This window comes from Streptomyces sp. NPDC005408, assembly GCF_040606445.1.
Classification (GTDB): domain Bacteria; phylum Actinomycetota; class Actinomycetes; order Streptomycetales; family Streptomycetaceae; genus Streptomyces.
Genome location: NZ_JBEXEX010000019.1, coordinates 49335 through 67938, shown reverse-complemented (window position 1 = coordinate 67938; position 18604 = coordinate 49335). Strand labels below are relative to the sequence as shown.

General features: G+C 69.8%; 10 protein-coding genes, 1 pseudogene and 1 riboswitch. Of the genes and pseudogenes, 3 read left to right on the top strand and 8 right to left on the bottom strand.

The genetic code is table 11. The features are described 5' to 3' along the window. The first annotated feature begins 60 nt into the window (after window positions 1-60). Window positions 61-1923 carry a Na+/H+ antiporter NhaA gene (gene nhaA, locus ABZS64_RS19660; RefSeq protein WP_355831012.1) on the top strand — a complete coding sequence of 621 codons (1863 nt, stop codon included), beginning with the start codon at window positions 61-63 and terminating at the stop codon, window positions 1921-1923. A gap of 69 nt (window positions 1924-1992) precedes the next feature. Beyond that, a complete protein-coding gene (locus ABZS64_RS19655; RefSeq protein WP_355830841.1) occupies window positions 1993-3360 on the top strand; it encodes a pyridoxal-dependent decarboxylase in 1368 nt (455 codons plus the stop codon). A gap of 34 nt (window positions 3361-3394) precedes the next feature. Here the strand turns inward: ABZS64_RS19655 and ABZS64_RS19650 are convergent. The 8 genes and pseudogenes from ABZS64_RS19650 to ABZS64_RS19615 form a co-directional block, all read right to left on the bottom strand. Next, window positions 3395-4824: pseudogene (locus ABZS64_RS19650) on the bottom strand (FAD-dependent monooxygenase). A gap of 447 nt (window positions 4825-5271) precedes the next feature. Continuing rightward, window positions 5272-6054: a LysM peptidoglycan-binding domain-containing protein gene (locus ABZS64_RS19645; protein WP_355830839.1), complete on the bottom strand. Its 783-nt coding sequence runs from the start codon at window positions 6052-6054 to the stop codon at window positions 5272-5274. Between the two features lie 4 nt (window positions 6055-6058). After that, a riboswitch (cyclic di-AMP (ydaO/yuaA leader) is annotated at window positions 6059-6218 on the bottom strand. 464 nt (window positions 6219-6682) lie between these two features. Beyond that, window positions 6683-7753 (bottom strand): YncE family protein, encoded by a 1071-nt coding sequence (locus ABZS64_RS19640; protein ID WP_355830837.1) that lies wholly within the window; start codon window positions 7751-7753, stop codon window positions 6683-6685. Window positions 7754-7978: 225 nt separating this feature from the next. Next, a complete protein-coding gene (locus ABZS64_RS19635; protein ID WP_355830834.1) occupies window positions 7979-11905 on the bottom strand; it encodes an amino acid adenylation domain-containing protein in 3927 nt (1308 codons plus the stop codon). Further along, on the bottom strand, window positions 11902-12132 hold the full coding sequence (locus tag ABZS64_RS19630) for a phosphopantetheine-binding protein (RefSeq protein ID WP_355830832.1): 231 nt from the start codon (window positions 12130-12132) through the stop codon (window positions 11902-11904). Before ABZS64_RS19630 ends, ABZS64_RS19635 begins: the two co-directional genes overlap by 4 nt. 3 nt (window positions 12133-12135) lie before the next feature. Then, window positions 12136-12768 (bottom strand): isochorismatase family protein, encoded by a 633-nt coding sequence (locus ABZS64_RS19625; RefSeq protein WP_355830831.1) that lies wholly within the window; start codon window positions 12766-12768, stop codon window positions 12136-12138. Between the two features lie 15 nt (window positions 12769-12783). After that, the gene (locus ABZS64_RS19620; protein ID WP_355830828.1) at window positions 12784-14412 is read right to left on the bottom strand and encodes a (2,3-dihydroxybenzoyl)adenylate synthase; all 1629 of its coding nucleotides are present in this window, start codon (window positions 14410-14412) and stop codon (window positions 12784-12786) included. Beyond that, the gene (locus ABZS64_RS19615) at window positions 14409-15608 is read right to left on the bottom strand and encodes an isochorismate synthase (protein WP_355830825.1); all 1200 of its coding nucleotides are present in this window, start codon (window positions 15606-15608) and stop codon (window positions 14409-14411) included. The genes ABZS64_RS19620 and ABZS64_RS19615 overlap by 4 nt, the downstream gene beginning before the upstream one ends. An 881-nt stretch (window positions 15609-16489) precedes the next feature. Between ABZS64_RS19615 and ABZS64_RS19610 the strand changes: the two genes are divergently transcribed. Further along, the gene (locus tag ABZS64_RS19610; RefSeq protein ID WP_355830822.1) at window positions 16490-18592 is read left to right on the top strand and encodes a SpoIIE family protein phosphatase; all 2103 of its coding nucleotides are present in this window, start codon (window positions 16490-16492) and stop codon (window positions 18590-18592) included. Window positions 18593-18604: the final 12 nt, after the last annotated feature.

Genomic DNA, 18604 nt, shown 5'->3' with positions numbered 1-18604 from the left:
GCTCTGCCGCTGGATGCGGGAGAGAATCACGACGTGACCGAACCTCCAGCGGCTCCCGGCATGGCCGGGCAGACCGTCTGCGACGACAACCTGCGGACGCCGTGGCGCGACTTCCTGCGGACCGAGACGGGCAGTGCCGTTTTCCTGCTGGCCGCGGTGGTGGCGGCGCTCGCCTGGGCAAACATCGGGCCGGGCTCGTACGAAACCTTCTGGGGCACGCACCTCTCGCTCCAGCTGGGGTCCCACGGCGTCTCGCTCGACCTGCGCGGGTGGGTCAACAACGGTCTGATGACGCTGTTCTTCTTCGTCGTCGGGCTCGAGGCGCGCCGCGAGTTCGACATGGGGGAACTGCGCGAACGGCGACGCGTGAAGCTGCCGCTGCTCGTCGGCGTCGCCGGCATGCTCGTACCGGTGGCCGTCTTTCTCGGCATCAACAGCGGCCACTCCTCGGTACACGGCTGGGGCGCCGCGATGTCCACGGACACCGCGTTCGCCCTGGGCATGCTCGCCCTCCTCGGCTCGCGCCTGCCGACGGGTCTGCGCGCGTTCATCCTCACCGTCACCGTCGTCGACGACTTCGTCGCGCTCGGCGTCATCGCGGTCGCCTACAGCGACCGCATCGCCGTGCCCGCCCTCCTGGTGGCACTGGGCATCTTCGGCGCCATTCTGCTGCTGCGGGCCGTCGGGGTCCGCCCAGGTGCGGTGTACGCGTTGCTCGCCATCGCGACATGGACGGCACTGCTGAAGTCCGGCATCGACCCTGTCGTCACCGGTCTGGCCGTCGGGCTGCTCACCTACGCGTATCCGGCAGCCCGCAGCGACCTGGAACGCGCGAGCGGCCTGTTCCGGCTGTTCCGTGAGCAGCCGACACCGGAGCTGGAGCGGTCGGTACGCCAGGGACTGGCGTCGGCCATCTCGCCGAACGCGCGGCTGCAGCGGATGTTCCACCCGTGGACCAGCTACGTGATCGTGCCGCTGTTCGCGCTCGCCAATACCGGCATCCCCATCGGCACCGAGCAGCTGTCGCGCGCCGTGAACTCGCCGGTCACGCTCGGCATCCTGCTCGGCTTCGTCCTGGGCAAGCCGGTCGCGGTCCTCGGTACATCGTGGCTGGCGAGCCGCGTCAGCCACGGACGGGTGCGCCCGCCGGTCGGCTGGGGCGCGACGGCGGCCGGCGGCACCATCGCGGGCGTCGGATTCACCGTGTCCCTGCTGATCGCGACCCTTGCCTTCACCGGCAATCAGCTGGAAGAGGCGAAGCTCGGCATCCTCGGCGCGGTCGTTACTGCCTTCGCTCTCACCTGGGCGGTCACGGCCGTGATCCGGCTGCTGCCGCGGCGCACGCAGATTCGTGCGCTGCTGGGCGCGGCGGACGGCATCGTCGACCTGGCCGCGCCGGTCGACCCCGAACGCGACCACATCCGCGGGCGCCCGGACGCTCCGGTGACCGTGGTCGAGTACGGCGACTTCGAATGCCCCTACTGCGGTCAGGCGGAACCCGTCGTCCGCGCCCTCCTCGCCGACTTCGGGGACGTCCGCTACGTCTGGCGGCACCTGCCCCTTCCGGACGTCCACCCCCGGGCCCAGCTGGCGGCGGAAGCTGCCGAGGCGGCGGCCGCCCAGGACGCCTTCTGGCGGATGCACGACCTCCTCTTCGAACACCAGGACGCCCTGCGGCCGTCCGACCTCGTCCGCCACGCGTCGGAGATCGGCCTGGACGCCCAGCGTTTCCGGCGCGACCTGCGCAAGCGAGCGGGCGCAGGGCGGGTGGCCGAGGACGTGGAATCCGCCGACCTCAGCGGTGTGTCCGGGACACCGACCTTCTTCATCAACGGCGTACGCCACCACGGCGCGTACGACATCGCCCACCTCTCCGCCGCCGTACGAACCGCCCGGCAGCGCGCAGCCGTCCGACAGCCGTAGCTTCCCCATCGGGACGGACCGTGCGCTCCTGGCTTGCGTGGCGGCGGCACCTGTCTCATAGTCCGAGGCATGGACGCGCGCGAGGCAGCGCTGCAACGGGCGTACGACCATGCCGTCCGCTGGCTGGCCAGCTTGTCCGATCGCCGGGTTCCGGCCCGCGCCTCGGTCGACGAGATCGTGCAAGCGCTCGGAGCCGAGCTGCCGGACGGTCCGAGCACCCCCGCCGACGTCGTCGAGCTGATGGCCACCGCATGCGAGCCCGGGCTCACCGCGTTTCCCAGTGGCCGCTTCTACGGATTCGTGGTCGGTGGCAGCGAACCGGCCGCGCTGGCCGCCGACTGGCTGGTCAGTGCCTGGGACCAGAACTCCGTCATGCGCTCCGTCTCGCCCGCTCACACGGCGGCGGAAGATATCGCCGGCACGTGGCTGCTCGATGTGCTGGGCCTGCCGGCCGGCAGCGCCGTCGGCTTCACCACCGGTGCCACGATGGCGAACTTCACCTGCCTCGCCGCCGGGCGCGACGCGGTGCTGCGGCGCGCAGGATGGAACGTCGCCCGAGACGGGCTGGCAGGCGGGCCACCCGTACACGTCGTCGTCGGCGAGGACCGCCACATGGCCATCGACCTGGCGCTGCGCTACCTGGGTCTCGGCGAACCCGAACTGGTGAAGTCCGACGAGCAGGGACGCATCGAGCCCGAGGCTCTGCGGCACGCCCTGGCGGTCGGCGGGCAGCGGGCGACGATGGTGATCCTCCAGGCGGGAGACATCCACTCCGGTGCCTTCGACCCCTTCGCCGAGACGATCACCGCCGCGCGTGAGGCAGACGCATGGGTGCACATCGACGGCGCCTTCGGTCTGTGGGCGGCCACCTCACCGACATACGCACATCTGACGGCGGGCTGCGCACGTGCCGACTCCTGGGCGACGGATGCCCACAAAACCCTGAACGTTCCCTACGACTGCGGCCTCGCCATCGTGCGCGACGCGTCCGCGGTCCGGGCAGCGATGGGCCTGCACGGCGACTACCTCATCCAGGACGAACACGGCGACCCCATCGACAAGGTCCCCGAACTCTCCCGGCGCGGCCGAGCCTTCACCGTGTGGGCCGCGCTCAGGTCGCTGGGCCGGTCGGGCGTGGCCGACCTGGTCGATCGGCTGTGCCGACACGCCTCCTCGTTCGCCACCGGTATCGCCGGGATCGACGGGGCGACGGTCCTCAACGACGTTGTATTCACCCAGGTCTGCGCCGAGTTCGGCAACGACGAACGCACGGAACAGGTGCTCACCCGGCTGCTCGACGACGGCACGGCATGGATCAGCGGCTCCACCTGGCACGGCCGTCGCGTCATGCGGATCTCGGTGAGCAACTGGTCCACGACCGACGACGACGTGGCGCGCACACTCGACGCGATCCGGCGTGCGGCTGCCGGAGCGTGATGCCTGGTCCGGCAGCCCGCCGCCTGACCGTTCCTCAGGCGCGCGTCGACTCCCGCGTCATCGGGGGCTCCGACGGCGTCGCGGGCACGGGTCCGAAGACCACCGCCCGGGCCACCTTCGGTGCGAACAGGGCGGTGAGCGGCGAGGTCAGGGTCAGTACGGAGCGGAAGGCCGGGCCCACGACGGGGTCACCCGGGTACCTCTGCTGGACGCGCCTCAGGTACCAGCCCGCGGCGCGGTCCGCGGGCCCGGTGGTGACCGCGTTGCCCACCGCGCCCGGCATCTTCTTGTCGGCGCCGGCCGAGATGTCCCAGGCCTGGCGGGACGCCTCGAACAGCGCCTGCTGGACCGATCGCGTCGTCGGCGTACGTCGCGGATCGGTCAGCGCGTCCCGCAGCGCCACCGCGCTCATTGCCGCGACCGCCATGCCCTGGCCGTAGATCGGGTTGAACGTGCACAGGGCGTCGCCCGTGGCGAGGAAACCGGCGGGGCGGCGGCCCGGGCGGTCGTAGCGGCGGCGGAGGTTCGATGTCTGGCGGAAGCCGAAGGGCGGCGTGTCCGGATCGGCCTCGCGCAGCCAGTCGTGGATGAAGGGATGCGGGAAGCGGGCCGCGAAGGCCGTGAACCCGTCCTCGTCCGTGGGCGGTTCGTCGCCCCGCAGGCCCGACAGAATCACCAGATAGCGGCCGTCCTCCAGCGGCAGCACCCCTCCCCCGTACACCTGCGAGGGATTGGGGAAGACGTAGTAACCGAGCGAGTCCGAGCCGAGGTTGTCGCTCTTGTTGCGGTAGATACGGGAGGCGTACGCGAGGCCCGTGTCGATGCCCTCCTCCTCCGGGGGCTCGGCGCCGATCGCCGACAGCCACTGCGAGGCCCGCGATCCGCGTCCCGAAGCGTCCACCACCAGGTCCGCTTCGATCTCTTGCGGCTGCTGCTCGACCGCCCGGGCACCCTCGCCGCGCCGTCGCAGCAGCACGCCCCGTACCCGGGAGGCGTCACCGAGCAGACCGACGGCCTCCGTCGACGTAACGGTCGTGATCGCCGGGTTGGCCAGGACCGCTCGCGCACCAAGTGCTCGATCTGTCCACGGGAGCCGGTGTAGATGTACGAGGTCGCCTCCGTGCGCCTGAACCATCGGCCGCTCTGCCACTGGACCATGTCCGCCGGCTGACCGATCCGTGGCGAACCCGAGGCTCTCAACTCGGAGACAAAGCCCGGCAGCAGGGCGTCCAGCGCGATCTGTCCGCCCTCGAGCAGCACATGGGCATGCCGCCCCTGCGGCACGCCCGGACGCGTCTCGGGGCCCTCGGGAAACTGGTCGCGCTCGACGATCGTCACCTTGTCGGCGTGCTCGGCCAGTACGTGTGCCGCGAGCAGTCCCGCCAGGCTGCCCCCGACGACAACGGCATGGCGCCCGCTCGTGCCCCGTCGCCAACTGCCGTTCTTCTGTGCCGTGTCCGGCATGTGTCCGCTCCTCGTGGTCAGCGAGTCGATCAGGACTGACCAGTATCCCGGTGCGGAGGGATCGATCACGAACGCCGATCAAGCCTCATCTGTCATGCGAAGGGGTGCGCGGTGCCAGACTGGGTGCCGTCACGATTGCTGCGACTGGACGATGCCGAATCGAATCGGCTCAACGACGGGGCGGGTATGACTGGGGTGGAGTTGGTGGTGGCCGCGCTGGCCGCGGCTGCTTCGGCGGGGCTCACGGACACCGCGAGCAAGCCGTCGATGCCCTCGCCTGGGCTTTACCCGATGTGCTGACGGTGGTTGCCGATGAACTTCTCTCCGGAGCGAAGACGACGGGCGGGGAATGAGCAGCCTGCGCCACCGTGTTCGCTGCCTGGCCGACCGTCGCGGCGGTCCTCACTGCGGTCGTCGTGCACCGCCGCGACGTATGAGCTCGAGCCGTCAGTAGGCGCCGTTCACATTGTCGATCGAGCCGTACCTGTCGGCTGCGTAGTTGCACGCGGCGGTGATGTTGGCGACCGGGTCATAGCTGTCCATCGACGTGCCGGGCACGTGATAAGCCTGGAACGTGGGGTCGATGACCTGGAGGAGCCCCTTGGACGGGGTTCCGGCCAGGGCGTTGGAGTCCCAGTTGTTGATGGCCAGCGGGTTGCCCGAGGACTCGCGCATGACGTTCCGGTGGATGCCGTCGTACGAGCCCGGGATGCCGTGCTTGGCCATGACGTCCAGCGACTCCTTGATCCAGCCGTCGAGGTCGTTGGAGTACGCCTTGGGCTTCGAGGCGGCGGGCTTCTTCGCTGCGGTCAGCGTGCTCGTGCGCTTCGAGCGGTCGGCCCGATCGGAGGCGGAAGCCGCCTTGGCGGCCTTCTTGCCGACGGTCAGCTTGAGGCCGGGGTGGATCATCCGCGGGTTGTCACCGATGACCTTGCGGTTGTCCTGGTACAGCTTCTTCCAGCCGCCGCTCACGTTGAGCTGGTCCGCGATCTTGGCGAGGGAGTCCCCTGCGACGACGGAATAGGTCGTGGGGGCCTTCTTCGCGGCGGCCGGCGTGATCGCCGTCACAGCCTTTGCCGCGAGAGCGGGCTGCGTCGCCGTCTGCGCGGCACCGGCGGTGGTTGCGCCGATCACCGGGAGGACGAGTGCGGCCCCGCCCGTGCCTGCGGCGACAAGGCCACGCGTCAGCGAGTTGGACTTGGGACGGCGGTGCTTACCCTTTGCGGGCATGACGAATTCCTCTCCGTCGCCTGCGAGGTGAGCTGTCGGGTTCGGGCTGGAGATGCCCGGCCGCTGTGTGGTCGCGACTTCACCCCTAGCCGTTCCGGATTTCCGGATCGGCGGCTTACCTGGGTCCCCCGCTCCTGCCGTACGTGAGTGGGTGCGGTTTACCGGACGGCGGCAGGATTCGGCGGTCCATCCGGGTTGCGGTGACCGTAAGCGAAATGGACTGGGTGAAACAAGCCCTGAATTCCGAATTGCAATCCGCGAGGCGGATCCGTCCGGAGAAAATCCGCCATCCGCCCCCAGCGGGAAACTCAACTCTCTTTCTGCAGAACGGGACTGGGCCCGGCGGCGCCCCCGTAGGCCCTGACAGACGTGACCCATTTCACTGGTGGCAGTGGGCAACTGTCCGCTTTGCGGCGGTCCGCCAGATAAAGAGAATTCACCCGACTTTCTCTAATGCGGGCATCGGATGCCATAAAAAGAGGAAATGCCCATGCAGCCCTTTTCGGACATCGTGGGCGTTATCGGAGCGGGCGGCCTGCGGCACGAGTGCTCACCACACGGCTCCGCCGCGCCGACCACCGTGCGGTGCGACGCGGCGGATCTCGCCCGAGGCTGCGTTGTGCGCCGGTCAGCCGGTGGTGCGAATGCGGTGGACGGAGTCCATGGCCTGCGCGCCGACCGCCGCCTTGTCGACGACATAGGCGGTGCCGTGGGCGACGACGACATGGTCGGTGTTCGCGCCGGTCGCAAGGTCCGCGAGAACGATTCCCTTGCGGGGGTCGACCACCGTGGTCGTCCCGGATTCCCTGTTGGCGACGAAGACATTGCCGGTGCAAGGGTCGGTCGCCGCGGCGAGGGCGCCCGCTCCCGTCGCGATCTCCTTCTGCACCACTCCCGCCTGCAGATCAATGACGGCGACGGAACCGCTCCCCTGGTTGACGGCGTAGGCGGTCCGCCCGTCGGCGGACAGCGCCACGTCGATGGTGCCCTTGCCCGCGGGGATCAGCCTGGGCTTGTCGGACGCCGGAGAGATCTCGATGAGCTGACCATTCGTCAGGTCGGCCGCGTAGACGATGCCCGTGCGCCCGTCGACAGCCACGCCCGCGGGAGTCGCGCCCGCGACGGTGACCCGCTTCTTCTCCTGGTACGTACGGCTGTCGAAGGCGACGACACTGCCGTCCTCGAGCCCGGCGGTCCACACCAGGTTGCGCTTCTGGTCGACGACGACATCGCGCGGGTGCTTCACGCCGGGCAGCGAGGCGAGGTGCTCGCCGGTGCGCTGGCTATAGACGGCAACGGAGTTGTCCAGCGTGTTGGTGGTCCACACGGTGTTGTGCACGTCATCCACCGCCACCCCGTAAATCGCTTCCCGCGCCCCGGTGGCCTCGTCCTTGAGCGGCGGGGTGTAGGCGGCCTTCACCTTCAGGGTCTCGGGGTCCACCTTGAGCAGCTGGGTCTGGGTGACCGGGGGGTATCCGACCGAGCTGGTGACCCACAGGACGTTGTTCCGTGCGGAGTAGGCGGACTGGTAAAGCCCCTGGCCCAGTTGGGCCGAGTCCACGGTGTAGGACGTCTGGTGGGTCTGGACCTGCGCCGGGGCCGCGGCCATGGCCGCACCGGCCGGGCCGAGCGCGCAGGTTGCGGATATGGCGGCGGCAAGCAGGACTCGGCGGTGAATTGAGCGGCGGCTACGGGACATGCGTGTTCCTCCAGAACAATGAAGAAGAAGTGAGTGCAGGTTTGTGGCACCCATGGATATTCGCCTCGGCTGAGCCCCTGCCCCACTATGCGGGCAGGGCTTGTCGGTTGTCGGTCTTTCCACCTCGTCTGACATCTCGCTGACATCCGGGGTTTTGTGGTGTGCCGGCAAATGCCCCGGCCTGAAATCAGGAGTACGGCAAGCGTGCCTTCAGGCAGGGCTGGGTCATGTGTCGAGTTCCTTGAGCCGGGCCATGAGGACGGTGGCAATCTCGTCGAGTTGCCGAGGCTGTGTCATTTCGGGATGCAGACAGTCCAGCCGGTGCTCGTCGAGCCGCCCGGTCATGTACGGCCGCCAGGCGTGCGGGGTGAGCCAGTCCTCGGCCCGGGGCGCCGCCGCCGTGAAGAACAGCAGGTCCCCCTCGAAGGTCTGGTGCCGGTGGGTGCGCATCAGGCGGGCGTTGTTGGTGACGATGCCGAGTACGGCGGTCAGCACCCGTTCGGGAAGGGCCGCCAGCGCGCTTCCCTCGTGGAGCAGGGTGGCAAGGACGCTGTCCCGGGTGAGGCCGTCACCGCCCTCGAAACCGGCCATGCGGAGAAGGGCGTTGAGCGCGTCGGCTTCGGTGGGTCCGGCGAGGTCACGCCACTGGTCCGACGGGTAGGCGTCCATCAGGGCCAGCAGGTCGACCTGTTCGCCGCTCTGCTGAAGGTGGACGGCGACGGTGTGGGCGATGACGCCTCCGACGGACCAGCCGAGGAGGCGGTAGGGGCCGTGGGGCTGGACGGTGCGGATCTGGGCCACATAGTCGGCGGCCATGTCGTCCATCGTGGCGGGCAGCGTCTCGTCGTCGTGCATCAGACCGCGCGCCTGGAGTCCGTGGACGGGCCGGCCGGAGCCCAGCCCGGGGAGCAGCCCCGAGTAGCACCAGCTGATTCCGCCGGCCGGATGGAACACGAAGAGCGGGGGGTGGTCGCCACTCGCGCGCAGCGGCAGCAGTACCTCCAGCGCGGTGTCGGGACCGCTGTTGTCAGTGAGCCGCTCGGCGAGTGCGGCCGGTGTGGGCGCCCGGAACAGTGTCCCGATCGGCGCGCTGAACCCGAGAGTCTCGCGGATACGGGACATGAGACGGGCGGCCAGCAGGGATGTCCCGCCGAGGTCGAAGAAGGCAGCGTCCGTGCCGACCCGTTCCAGGCCGAGCACTTCGGCGAAGAGACGCGTCAGTGTCTCCTCGGTGGGGTTGCGTGGGGCGCGTCCGTCGCTCTTCGTGTCGGTGGCGGGGACGGGCAGGGCCTTGCGGTCGAGCTTGCCGTTGGGGCTCAGGGGGAAGTCGTCGAGGCGGACGATCGCCGAAGGCACCATGTACTCGGGCAGGACCGTGCCAAGGCGCGCCCGCAGCGTCTCCTGGTCCGGTACGGCGCCGCTGCCCGTGATGTAGGCGACGAGCCGCTGATCACCCGGCCGGTCCTCGCGCACGATCACGCAGGCGCCGGTCACCGTGTCCATCGCTGCAAGGTGCTCCTCGATCTCGCCGGGTTCGAGTCGCTGGCCGCGGAGTTTGACCTGCTGATCGGTGCGCCCGAGGTAGGTGACCTCGCCGTCGGCGGTCCAGCGGGCGAGGTCTCCCGTGCGGTACATGCGGGAGCCGTCGGGGCCGTACGGGTCGGCGACGAACCGGGTAGCCGTCAGTTCGGGGCGGCGGAGATAGCCGTCGGCGAGCTGCACGCCCGCGAGGTAGAGCTCTCCCGTGACACCGGGCGGGCAGGGTTTGAGGGCTGCGTCCAGGACGTACAGGCGGGTGTTCCACACGGGACGGCCGATGGGTACCGGCCCCGTCTGCCCAGGTGTGCAGGTGTGGTGCGTGACGTCGACGGCCGCTTCCGTGGGTCCGTACAGGTTGTGCAACTGCACTGCGGGCAGCGTGCGGTGGAAGTCCTCCACGGTGTCGCGGGGCAGGGCCTCGCCGCTGCAGAAGACGTGCCGCAGCGAGGAGCATCCGGCCGCTTCCGGCTCCGCGAGGAACACCTGGAGCATGGACGGCACGAAGTGGCAGACGGTGACGGACTGCTCCTGGACGGTCCGGGCCAGGTAGAGCGGGTCCTTGTGTCCTTCGGGTTCGGCGACGACGAGGGTGGCGCCCTCGCGCAGGGCCCAGAAGAACTCCCATACGGACACGTCGAAGCTGGAGGGTGTCTTCTGCAGCACCCGGTCGCCGGGGGCGAGCGGGTAGGTGTGCTGCATCCAGCGCAGCCGGTTGTCGATGGCCGCATGGGGCACGACGACACCCTTGGGCCTGCCCGTGGATCCTGAGGTGTAGATGACGTACGCGGGATGCTGCGGCGTGAGCGCGCGCGGCGGGTCGAGCGGGGAAAGCGCCGACAGATCCGCCCGGTCGACCAGGATGTGCGGGAGCTCCGTGTCGGGCAGCTGCCTGCGGGTGGCCGATTCGGTGACGACACAAACCGGGGCGGCGTCGTCGAGCATGTCGGCGAGGCGGCCGGGCGGATAGCCCGGATCGAGCGGCAGATAGGCGCCGCCCGCCTTGAGGACAGCCAGCAGGGCGACGATCAGCTCCACCGAACGCGGCACGGCGACCGCCACCAGCGCACCCGGCCGCACCCCGCGTCCGGCCAGATGGCGGGCGAGACGGCTGGCCTGCGCGTTCAGTTCGGCATACGTCAGAGTCCGGTCGCCGAAGACGAGGGCCGGGGCGGCAGGGGTGCGGCGTACCTGTGCCTCGATGGGGCCGATGAGGGTGGTGGCGGGGAGCGGCCGGTCGGTGTCGTTGAACTCGGCCAGCACGCGCTGCTGTTCCTCCTCGGTCGCGATGCCGAGTTCCCCCAGTGGGGCCGCGGGATCGCAGGAGGCGATCCGGGTGAGCAGGTGCAGGAACCGCTTCTGGTGGGCGGTGAGCTCGTCGCCGGTGTACACGGCGGGGTTGGCGTCATGGTCGACGTGCAGCCCGCGGCCGTCGGTGCGGTCGTAGACGTTGACGGTGAGATCGTCGACCGGGCCCGCGGAGAGGTTGTGCGGGACGGCCGTGATGCCGCCGAAGGTGAGTGCGTAGTCGAAGGGCATGATGTTGACCAGCGGTCCGACCAGTGCCCGGCCCTCGCCGAGCAGCCCGAGGTCGCGCCTGATGTCTTCGATCCGGTAGCGCTGGTGGCGGCGCGCGGCGCGTACCGCGAGGACGACCTGCCGCGTCAGTCCGGCGAGTGTGGTGTCCGCCTCGACGGTCAGCCGCAGCGGCAGGACGTTCATCACCATGCCGGGAATCCGCAGGGCGACCGAGCCCATACGGCCCATCATCGGCATCCCCAGCACCACGTCCGAACCCCCGGTGGCCCGCGAGACATAGAGGGCCTGGGTGGCGACCAGCAACTCCGGCCAGGTGGCGCGCAGTTCGTCGGCGAGGGCCCGAAGCCGGGACGTGGTCTCGGCCGGGACGTGGGTGCTGCACCGCAGGAAGGTACGGGAGGGCAGCACGGTACGCCCGGCGAGCGCGGGCGCCTGCGGGCGGTCGGCGAGCGCTTCGGCCCAGTGAGCCCGGTCCTTGTCGAACTGGTCGCCGTCGCGGTAGGCGGCATCGTCGGCGATCAGTTCCTCCAGGCGGCCGAAGGGGCTTGCGCCCGGCTGCGCCTGCGCGGCGAGGGCGGAGTAGACCTCCGCGGTGCGGCGGGCGAGCAGCGAGTAGCCGAAGCCGTCCATGACGATGTGGTGTACGCGCTGGTACCACAGCCAGTGCTCGTCGCCGACCCGGAACAGCGCATGCCGGAACAGCGGGCCGGTCGCGAGGTCGAACGGCCGCGTCAGATCGTCGTCCATCCAGGCCCGGGCAGCCGCCTGCGGATCCGGCTCCGACCGAAGATCGGCCGTGTGCAGCGGAAAGCCGAGGCCGGGCGTGCCCGGGTCGAGAGCGAACTGCCGTGGCCCGTCAGGGGTTTCCGCGATCCGTACACACAGCGCGTCGGCCTCGCGAGCGGTACGGTGCAGCGCCTCGGCCAGAAGACCGGGCCTCAAGGGTCCCTCGATCTCCAGGTACTCGGCCGTGTTCAGCGCGGGGCTCTCCGGGTCGAGAGCCTGCACATACCACATGCCCAACTGGGCGGCTGTCAGCGGAAGTCCCGTCGTGTCCGCGCCGCCGTCGGGCGTCATGCCTGAACCCCCAGCAGAGGCGACCACGCCTCGATGGCGGGTCGTTCGGCGAGATCGACGAACGAGATGTCGGCGCCGTGCTCACGCCGCCACCGTTCGACCAGGCTCATGAGGCGGACCGAGTCGAGCCCGTAGTCGACAAGGTTCTCGTCGTCAGGGATGTCCGCGGGGTCCTCCCCCAGTACATCGGCGACGTCCTCACGTATCTGCTGCATGGTCAGCGCCACGATTCAGTCCCCCTTGAAGATCGCGTCGGTAGTGGTCACGACGGCGCAGCGGCCGGCGGCCCAGCGCAGCGCCGATCGGTGTTCCTCTTCGCCGAAGTCGGCGACGGCGTCGGCGACGACGAAGGCCTTGATGTCGCGCATCCAGGCGTCGCAGGCGGTCATGAGCACGCCGATGTGCGCGTAGACGCCGGTGATGACGAGCTGGTCGCGGCCCTGGCGCTCCAGCAGCGCAGCGAGCTCGGACCGTACGAAGGCGCTGTACTTCCACTTGGTGAGGACCGTGTCGCCTTCCTCCGGCGCCACGGCCGACGCGATGGCTTCGGCATGCGGGTCGGCGGGCAGTCCGGGCCCCCAGAAGTCCTGCTGGAGACCGCGCTGTTCGGGGCTCTGGCCGCCCGGCTGCGCGGAGTAGACGACGGGGACGGCGCGGCTTCGGGCGTCCTTCGTCAACCGGGCCGTGTTGGCGAGGAGTTCGGTCACCGGCGAGGTGTCTGCCTCGAAGGCCGACAGGAAGTGGTTCTGCAGGTCGTGGACGAGCAGGACGGCCCGCGCAGGGTCGACGGTCCAGTCGACGCGGTTCTCGGGCAGGCCGGCGACGCCGGGCATGGCGTACGGGGCGATGGCGGGCAGCGCCATAGAAGGGGGTGCCTTTCAGGGATGGGCGGGCTCGACGGCGGTCGTGCGCAGGTCCTTCTTGCTGACCTTGCCGACACCCGTGTGCGGGAAGACCTCGACGAACTCGACACGGTCGGGCACCTTGTAGGCCGCGAGACCGCGTTCGCGTACGAACCGTCGCAGGGTGGCGTGTCGCAGCTCGGCCCCGTCGCGCAGGATGACGTAGGCACAGGTGCGCTCGCCGAGATAGTCGTCGGGGACGGAGACGACGGACACGTCGTGGACGGCCGCGTGGCCGAGGATGACGTTCTCGACCTCCTCCGCCGCGATCTTCTCGCCGCCGCGGTTGATCTGGTCCTTGGCGCGCCCCTCCACCACGAGGTGTCCGCTCGGGGTCGCGCGGGCGATGTCGCCGGTGCGGTAGAAGCCGTCCCGCGTGAACGAGCGCTCATTGTGCTCGGGGGCGCGCCAGTAGCCGCGGATGGTGTACGGGCCACGGGTGAGCAGATGGCCGGGCTCGCCGGGGGTGACCTCCCTGTCCTCGTCGTCGACGATGCGGATCTCGTCGTCGGGCGAGATCGGCCGGCCTTGGGTGGTGACGATGGTTTCCTCGTCGTCGTCCAGCCGGGTGTAGTTGACGAGACCTTCGGCCATGCCGAAGACCTGCTGGAGAGTGCAGCCGAGCGCGGGCCGTACACGCCGGGCGGCCGCCTCGCTGAGCTTGGCGCCGCCCACCAGCAGGACGTTCATGCTGGAGAGGTCGTGCGGCGTGTTCGGCGCGGCCTCGGTCCACACCAGGGCGAGCGGCGGCACGAGGCCGGTGATCGTCACACCCTCGTGTTCGATCAGGGGGAACGCCGTCTCCGGCGCCGGGGAGGGGCACAGCACCACCCGTCCTCCCGCGCACAGCGTGCCGAGCGAACCCGGCGAGCTGAGCGGGAAGTTGTGCGCAGCGGGCAGCACGACGAGATACACACTGTTCTCGTCCATCGCGCAGATCTCGTTCGATCCCCGCAGCGAGTACAGATAGTCGTCGTGTGTACGCGGGATCAGCTTCGGCACGCCCGTACTTCCGCCGGACAGCTGAAGGAAGGCCAGGTCGGATGCCTTCGGCTCGTCAAAGCCGTCCAGCCCGACGGGTTCACGCGGCACGGTGCTCAGCGCGGAGTGCTCCCCCGGGTCTCCCACGACGAACACATGGCGCAGCGTGGGTGTCTGCTCCTTCACCTTGGAGGCGAGGCGGCGGTAGTCGAAGCCCTCGTGCCGGTCGGCGATGACATACGCGACCGCCTCGGAGAACGCGCAGAAGTACCCGATCTCCACCTCCCGGTGGGCCGGTAACGCGAACACCGGCAGCGCACCGATCCGGAACAGCGCGAAGACCACCTCGAAGAACTCCGCGACATTCGGCAGTTGCACCACCACACGGTCGCCCCTGCCGATACCGGCGTCGCGGAAGCCCGCGGCGAGCCGGTCGGCGCGGCGGTCCAGCTCACCGTAGGTCCAGCGCCGCCCGGCACCGGCAGGGTCCACGACGGCGACGCGGTCCGGATGCTGCCCGGCACGGCCACGCAGCATCTGCCCGAAGGTCTCCCCCATCCAGTACCCGGCGGCGCGGTAGCGGGCTGCGAAGTCGGCGGGCCAGGTCGGTGCGTCGCCACTCACAGCTCCGCCCCCACGGCGTCGAGGAAGGTACGGAATTTGGCGCTCGTCTCGGCTGTCTCCGCCACCGGGTCGGAGGAGGCGACCACACCGGCCCCGGCGAACAGCCGCAGACCGCCCCGGGCCGCCTCGGCGCAGCGGATGGTCACCACCCACTCACCGTCCCCCTGTTCGTCGCCCCACCCCACGACACCGGAGTACAGACCCCGGTCGAACGGCTCCAGCTCCGCGATGACCTTCCGGGCCAGTGCGGTCGGCTCCCCGCAGACGGCGGGTGTGGGGTGCAGGGCGCAGGCGAGTTCCAGCGCGGATACCGTCTGCCCCGCGAGCGATCCGGTGATGGTCGTCGACAGGTGCCACATGGCGGCGGTCTTCACGAGGGTGGGCCTCTCGGGCACGACGAGGTCGCTGCAGTACGGGGCCAGCGCCTCGCGTATGGCGTTCACGACAACGACGTGCTCGTGCAGGTCCTTGGGCGATTCGAGCAGTGCGGCAGCGCGCCGCACATCCTCGGCGAGGTCACTGCTGCGAGGTGTGGAGCCGGCGAGCGGGTTGGCCAGCAGGCTGCTTCCGCGCCGGGAGACGAGGAGTTCGGGGCTGGCGCCGAGAAGGGTCCGGCCCGTGCCCGTGGGCATCGCGAACGTGTAGCCGCGGGTGTCGCGACGGGCGAGACGCTGCAGCATCCCCGGCACGTCGGGCTCCCGGTCGCCGGTCAGATCGAGCGCGCGGGCAAGGACGACCTTGCGGAACTCCCCCGCCTTCATACGGACAACAGCGGCGGCAACGGCAGCCGCGTACTGCTCCGGCATGGGCACCGGGCGCAACTCCCAGGCGGTGTCGGCCGGTTGTGGCGCGGGCAGCGCGATCAGCGGGTCCTTGCCGAGGGCCGGCGCACGGTGCAGCGTTTCGGGGACGGCGAGCGCGGCGGGCACGGACGGGTCGAAGGGGATCGCTCCGACGACCACGGGGTCCGGCTGCCCCGAGACCCGGGCCACCGTCAGGGCCTCCTGCACGCGCTCGGTCAGCGGCCGCGCGTCGTGCGGTACGGGGGCCCTCACACCGCGGGCAAGAAGCGTTCTCGTCGGCGAGGCGAAAAAGCGGTCCGTCGCGGGCCGGTAGGCATCGAGGAGCGCCGTCGCCGTGCCGACGACGTCGGCTCCGGACTCCTCCGTGGTGAGCGTGTCATGGACCGTGGTCACCTTGGGATCTCCCAGTTCTCTGCTACCCCGGTACAGGGGGGTCGATGGGGTCGGGAATGTGCGATGAGTCGGGCGCCGAGGATCACCTCTTGCAAGTGAGGCAAGGCTCACCTACCATTGGCGGCGGCTGGTTGAGTGGTAGGTCCCCCACGGGCGCGACTGACCCGACTGCCCGACAGTAACTTTGGGATGACGCCTCAGGCTCGTTGCCTGACAGCCCCTGACATGCGAAGAGATCCACCCTGCCCTCTTGGCAAAAAGAGCGCAAAGCGCTCAACCTGCAGGGACTGTGATGGATCGTCAGATATGGCTCGCGGCGCAGCAGCTCCTACCGGTACACCTGCAACAGTTTCTCGCCGCGAACGACCGCCCCCGGCACCGAGGCTGACGAGGAGTCAGGCAGGCCTCAAGCACCCGTGACGTACTGGGACACAGGGATATCGGCGACCCGTCTGAGCTGGTAGTGTCCCGGCCCGCTGGCACGACGCCGGGATGCCGACGGCCCCCCGGCGACCGGTGCTGGCGACCGGTGCCAGGTCCTGTCCGGTCGATCGGGCCGGATCAGTGAGCGGGTCTGGCGTGGTGCATCGCAAAGCGGAGGAAGGAGCACACGCGGCTCGCGATGGTCACGGAAAGTGACCGTGCTCATGGTCGGTGCGACCGCCCTCCCGGCCGGGGCTGTGTGGTGGGCGCAGCTCCGCCAGAATCACTGAGGGGAGTTTTCGTAAAGCGCGGGTACGCGGGAGGTGGAGAAGCGCGGAAGGGGTGCGGCCCCGGGCAGAGCAGAGAGACGATGGGTGCATCAAGAGCGGACGTCGCCCGAGGCCGGAGTCTCAGCACCGGGCACCAAAGGATGGCGGCGGGCGGACGGAGGGCTTGGGATGAGCGCAACCGAATCCTTCCCTGCCGACCCGACCCGGCCGACGGGCAGCAGATCCGAGACGAGCGGCCTTCTGGACGTACTGAACGTTGCCGCCGTGGTGCTGGACGCGGACGGCCGGATCGTCCTGTGGAGCCCGCAGGCCGAGGATCTGTACGGGTACACCGCCACCGAGGCGCTCGGCAGCTACGCAGGCCAATTGCTCGTCCATGAGCAGCACAGGGCGCTGGTGCGTCGGCTCTTCACCCAGGTCATGGTGGGCGAGGGCAGCTGGGCGGGTGTCTTTCCCATCCGGCACAAGAACGGCGGCACTCTCCTGGTGGAGTTCCGCAACATGCGGCTGGAGGACAACCGGAAAGGCTTCTACGCCCTGGGCCTGGCCACCGACCAGGGGACGCTGCGGCAGGTGGAGCGCGACCTGGCGCTGTCCACCCGGCTCATTTCGCAGTCGCCGATCGGACTGGCGGTGGTGGACACCGATCTGCGGTACGTCACCGTCAACCCGGCCCTGGAGCGCATCAACGGTCTGCCCGCCGCCGAGCATGTTGGACGTCGCGTCCGTGAGGCACTGCCGTTCTTGGACACCGAGGCCATCGAGGCCGCGATGCGTAAGGTTCTCGCCTCCGGAATCCCGATCCTCGACCGGGAGTCCCTCGGGCGTACCCCGGCCGACCCGGATCGCGAGCACGCCTGGTCGGTGTCCTTCTACCGGCTGGAGTCCTCGAACGGGAAGGTGCTGGGCCTTGCCATCTCCGTCGTGGACGTCACAGAGCGGTACCGGGCAACCGCGGAGGCTGCTCTGGCCCGGCAACGCCTTTCCATCGTCGCCGACGCCTCCATACGCATCGGCACCACGCTCGACCTCGAACAGACCGCCCGCGAGCTCGCCGACGTGTCGGTACCCGAGCTGGCCGATGTGGCCGCGGTGGACGTACTCGACAGCATCCTCAACGGCCACTCGGCCGCCGTGATCCACGAAGGCCCCGCACTGTTCCGCGCTCTCGCCGTGGCGGCCTCCCAGCCCAGCGATGCCGTAAGCGCGGCGGATCCGCCCGGTGAGGTCGCCCGGTACGAGGCCGACCGGCTGGTCACCCGGTGCGTGAACACCGGCCGGCCGGTCCGCGTGTCCCATGTGGGCAGCGACGACCTGACGTGTATCGCCCGTAGTCCCGAAGCCGCAAAGCTGCTCGCCGCCGCGGGCGTGCACTCGTATCTCGCCGTACCGCTGATCGCGAGGGGGGAAGTCCTCGGCGCTCTGGACCTCAAACGCACCCGCAACCCGGAACCGTTCACCGGCGACGACGAGGTCCTGGCCGGGGAGCTGGCGGCGCGGGCGGCCGTATGCATCGACAACGCCCGCTGGTACCGGCAGTTGCGCAACACGGCCCTCACGCTCCAGCGCAGTCTGCTGCCGCAGCAGCCACCGGAACAGCCCGGCCTGCAGATCGCCTACCGCTACCAGCCCGCTCAGGCCGCCAGTGAGGTGGGCGGCGACTGGTTCGATGTCATCCCGCTGTCCGGCGACAAGACGGCGCTCGTCATCGGCGACGTCATGGGCAGCGGCATCACCGCCGCCGCCACGATGGGCCAGCTCCGCACCGCCACCCGCACGCTGGCCGAACTCGACCTCGACCCTGCCGAGGTGCTGCGCCATCTCGACCGCATCACCGACCGCATGGGGCAGACCATCACCACCTGTATCTACGCCGTCTACGATCCCCACCAGGCGCAGTGCCTCATCTCCTGCGCGGGACACCTTCCACCCGCCCTGGTACGCCCCGGCCAGGCCCCCGAACTGCTCGACCTGCCCACCGGCGCGCCGCTCGGCGTCGGCGACGTCGCCTTCCACACCACCACGCTCGCTCTGCACCCCGACGACCAGCTGGTCCTCTACACCGATGGCCTGGTCGAAACACGCGACCAGGCCATCGACGAACGTCTGGACGCCTTCCTCGCGCTCCTCGCAGAACCCCGGCGATCCCTGGAGGACACCTGCGACGCACTTCTCCGCGAGCTGCGCCAGCCGGGAAACCACGACGACGTGGCCCTTCTCATCGCCCGGGCCCGGCACCGGCCGGAGAGCGGGGCGACGCGGTCGGCATGACGTTCAGAAGGC

What these genes read in the sequence shown, in the direction of transcription:
- nhaA (WP_355831012.1), top strand. Translation starts at nt 61, where the DNA reads ATGGCCGGGCAGACCGTCTGCGACGACAACCTGCGGACGCCGTGGCGC.
- ABZS64_RS19655 (WP_355830841.1), top strand. Translation starts at nt 1,993, where the DNA reads ATGGACGCGCGCGAGGCAGCGCTGCAACGGGCGTACGACCATGCCGTC.
- ABZS64_RS19645 (WP_355830839.1), bottom strand. Translation starts at nt 6,054, where the DNA reads ATGCCCGCAAAGGGTAAGCACCGCCGTCCCAAGTCCAACTCGCTGACG.
- ABZS64_RS19640 (WP_355830837.1), bottom strand. Translation starts at nt 7,753, where the DNA reads ATGTCCCGTAGCCGCCGCTCAATTCACCGCCGAGTCCTGCTTGCCGCC.
- ABZS64_RS19635 (WP_355830834.1), bottom strand. Translation starts at nt 11,905, where the DNA reads ATGACGCCCGACGGCGGCGCGGACACGACGGGACTTCCGCTGACAGCC.
- ABZS64_RS19625 (WP_355830831.1), bottom strand. Translation starts at nt 12,768, where the DNA reads ATGGCGCTGCCCGCCATCGCCCCGTACGCCATGCCCGGCGTCGCCGGC.
- ABZS64_RS19610 (WP_355830822.1), top strand. Translation starts at nt 16,490, where the DNA reads ATGAGCGCAACCGAATCCTTCCCTGCCGACCCGACCCGGCCGACGGGC.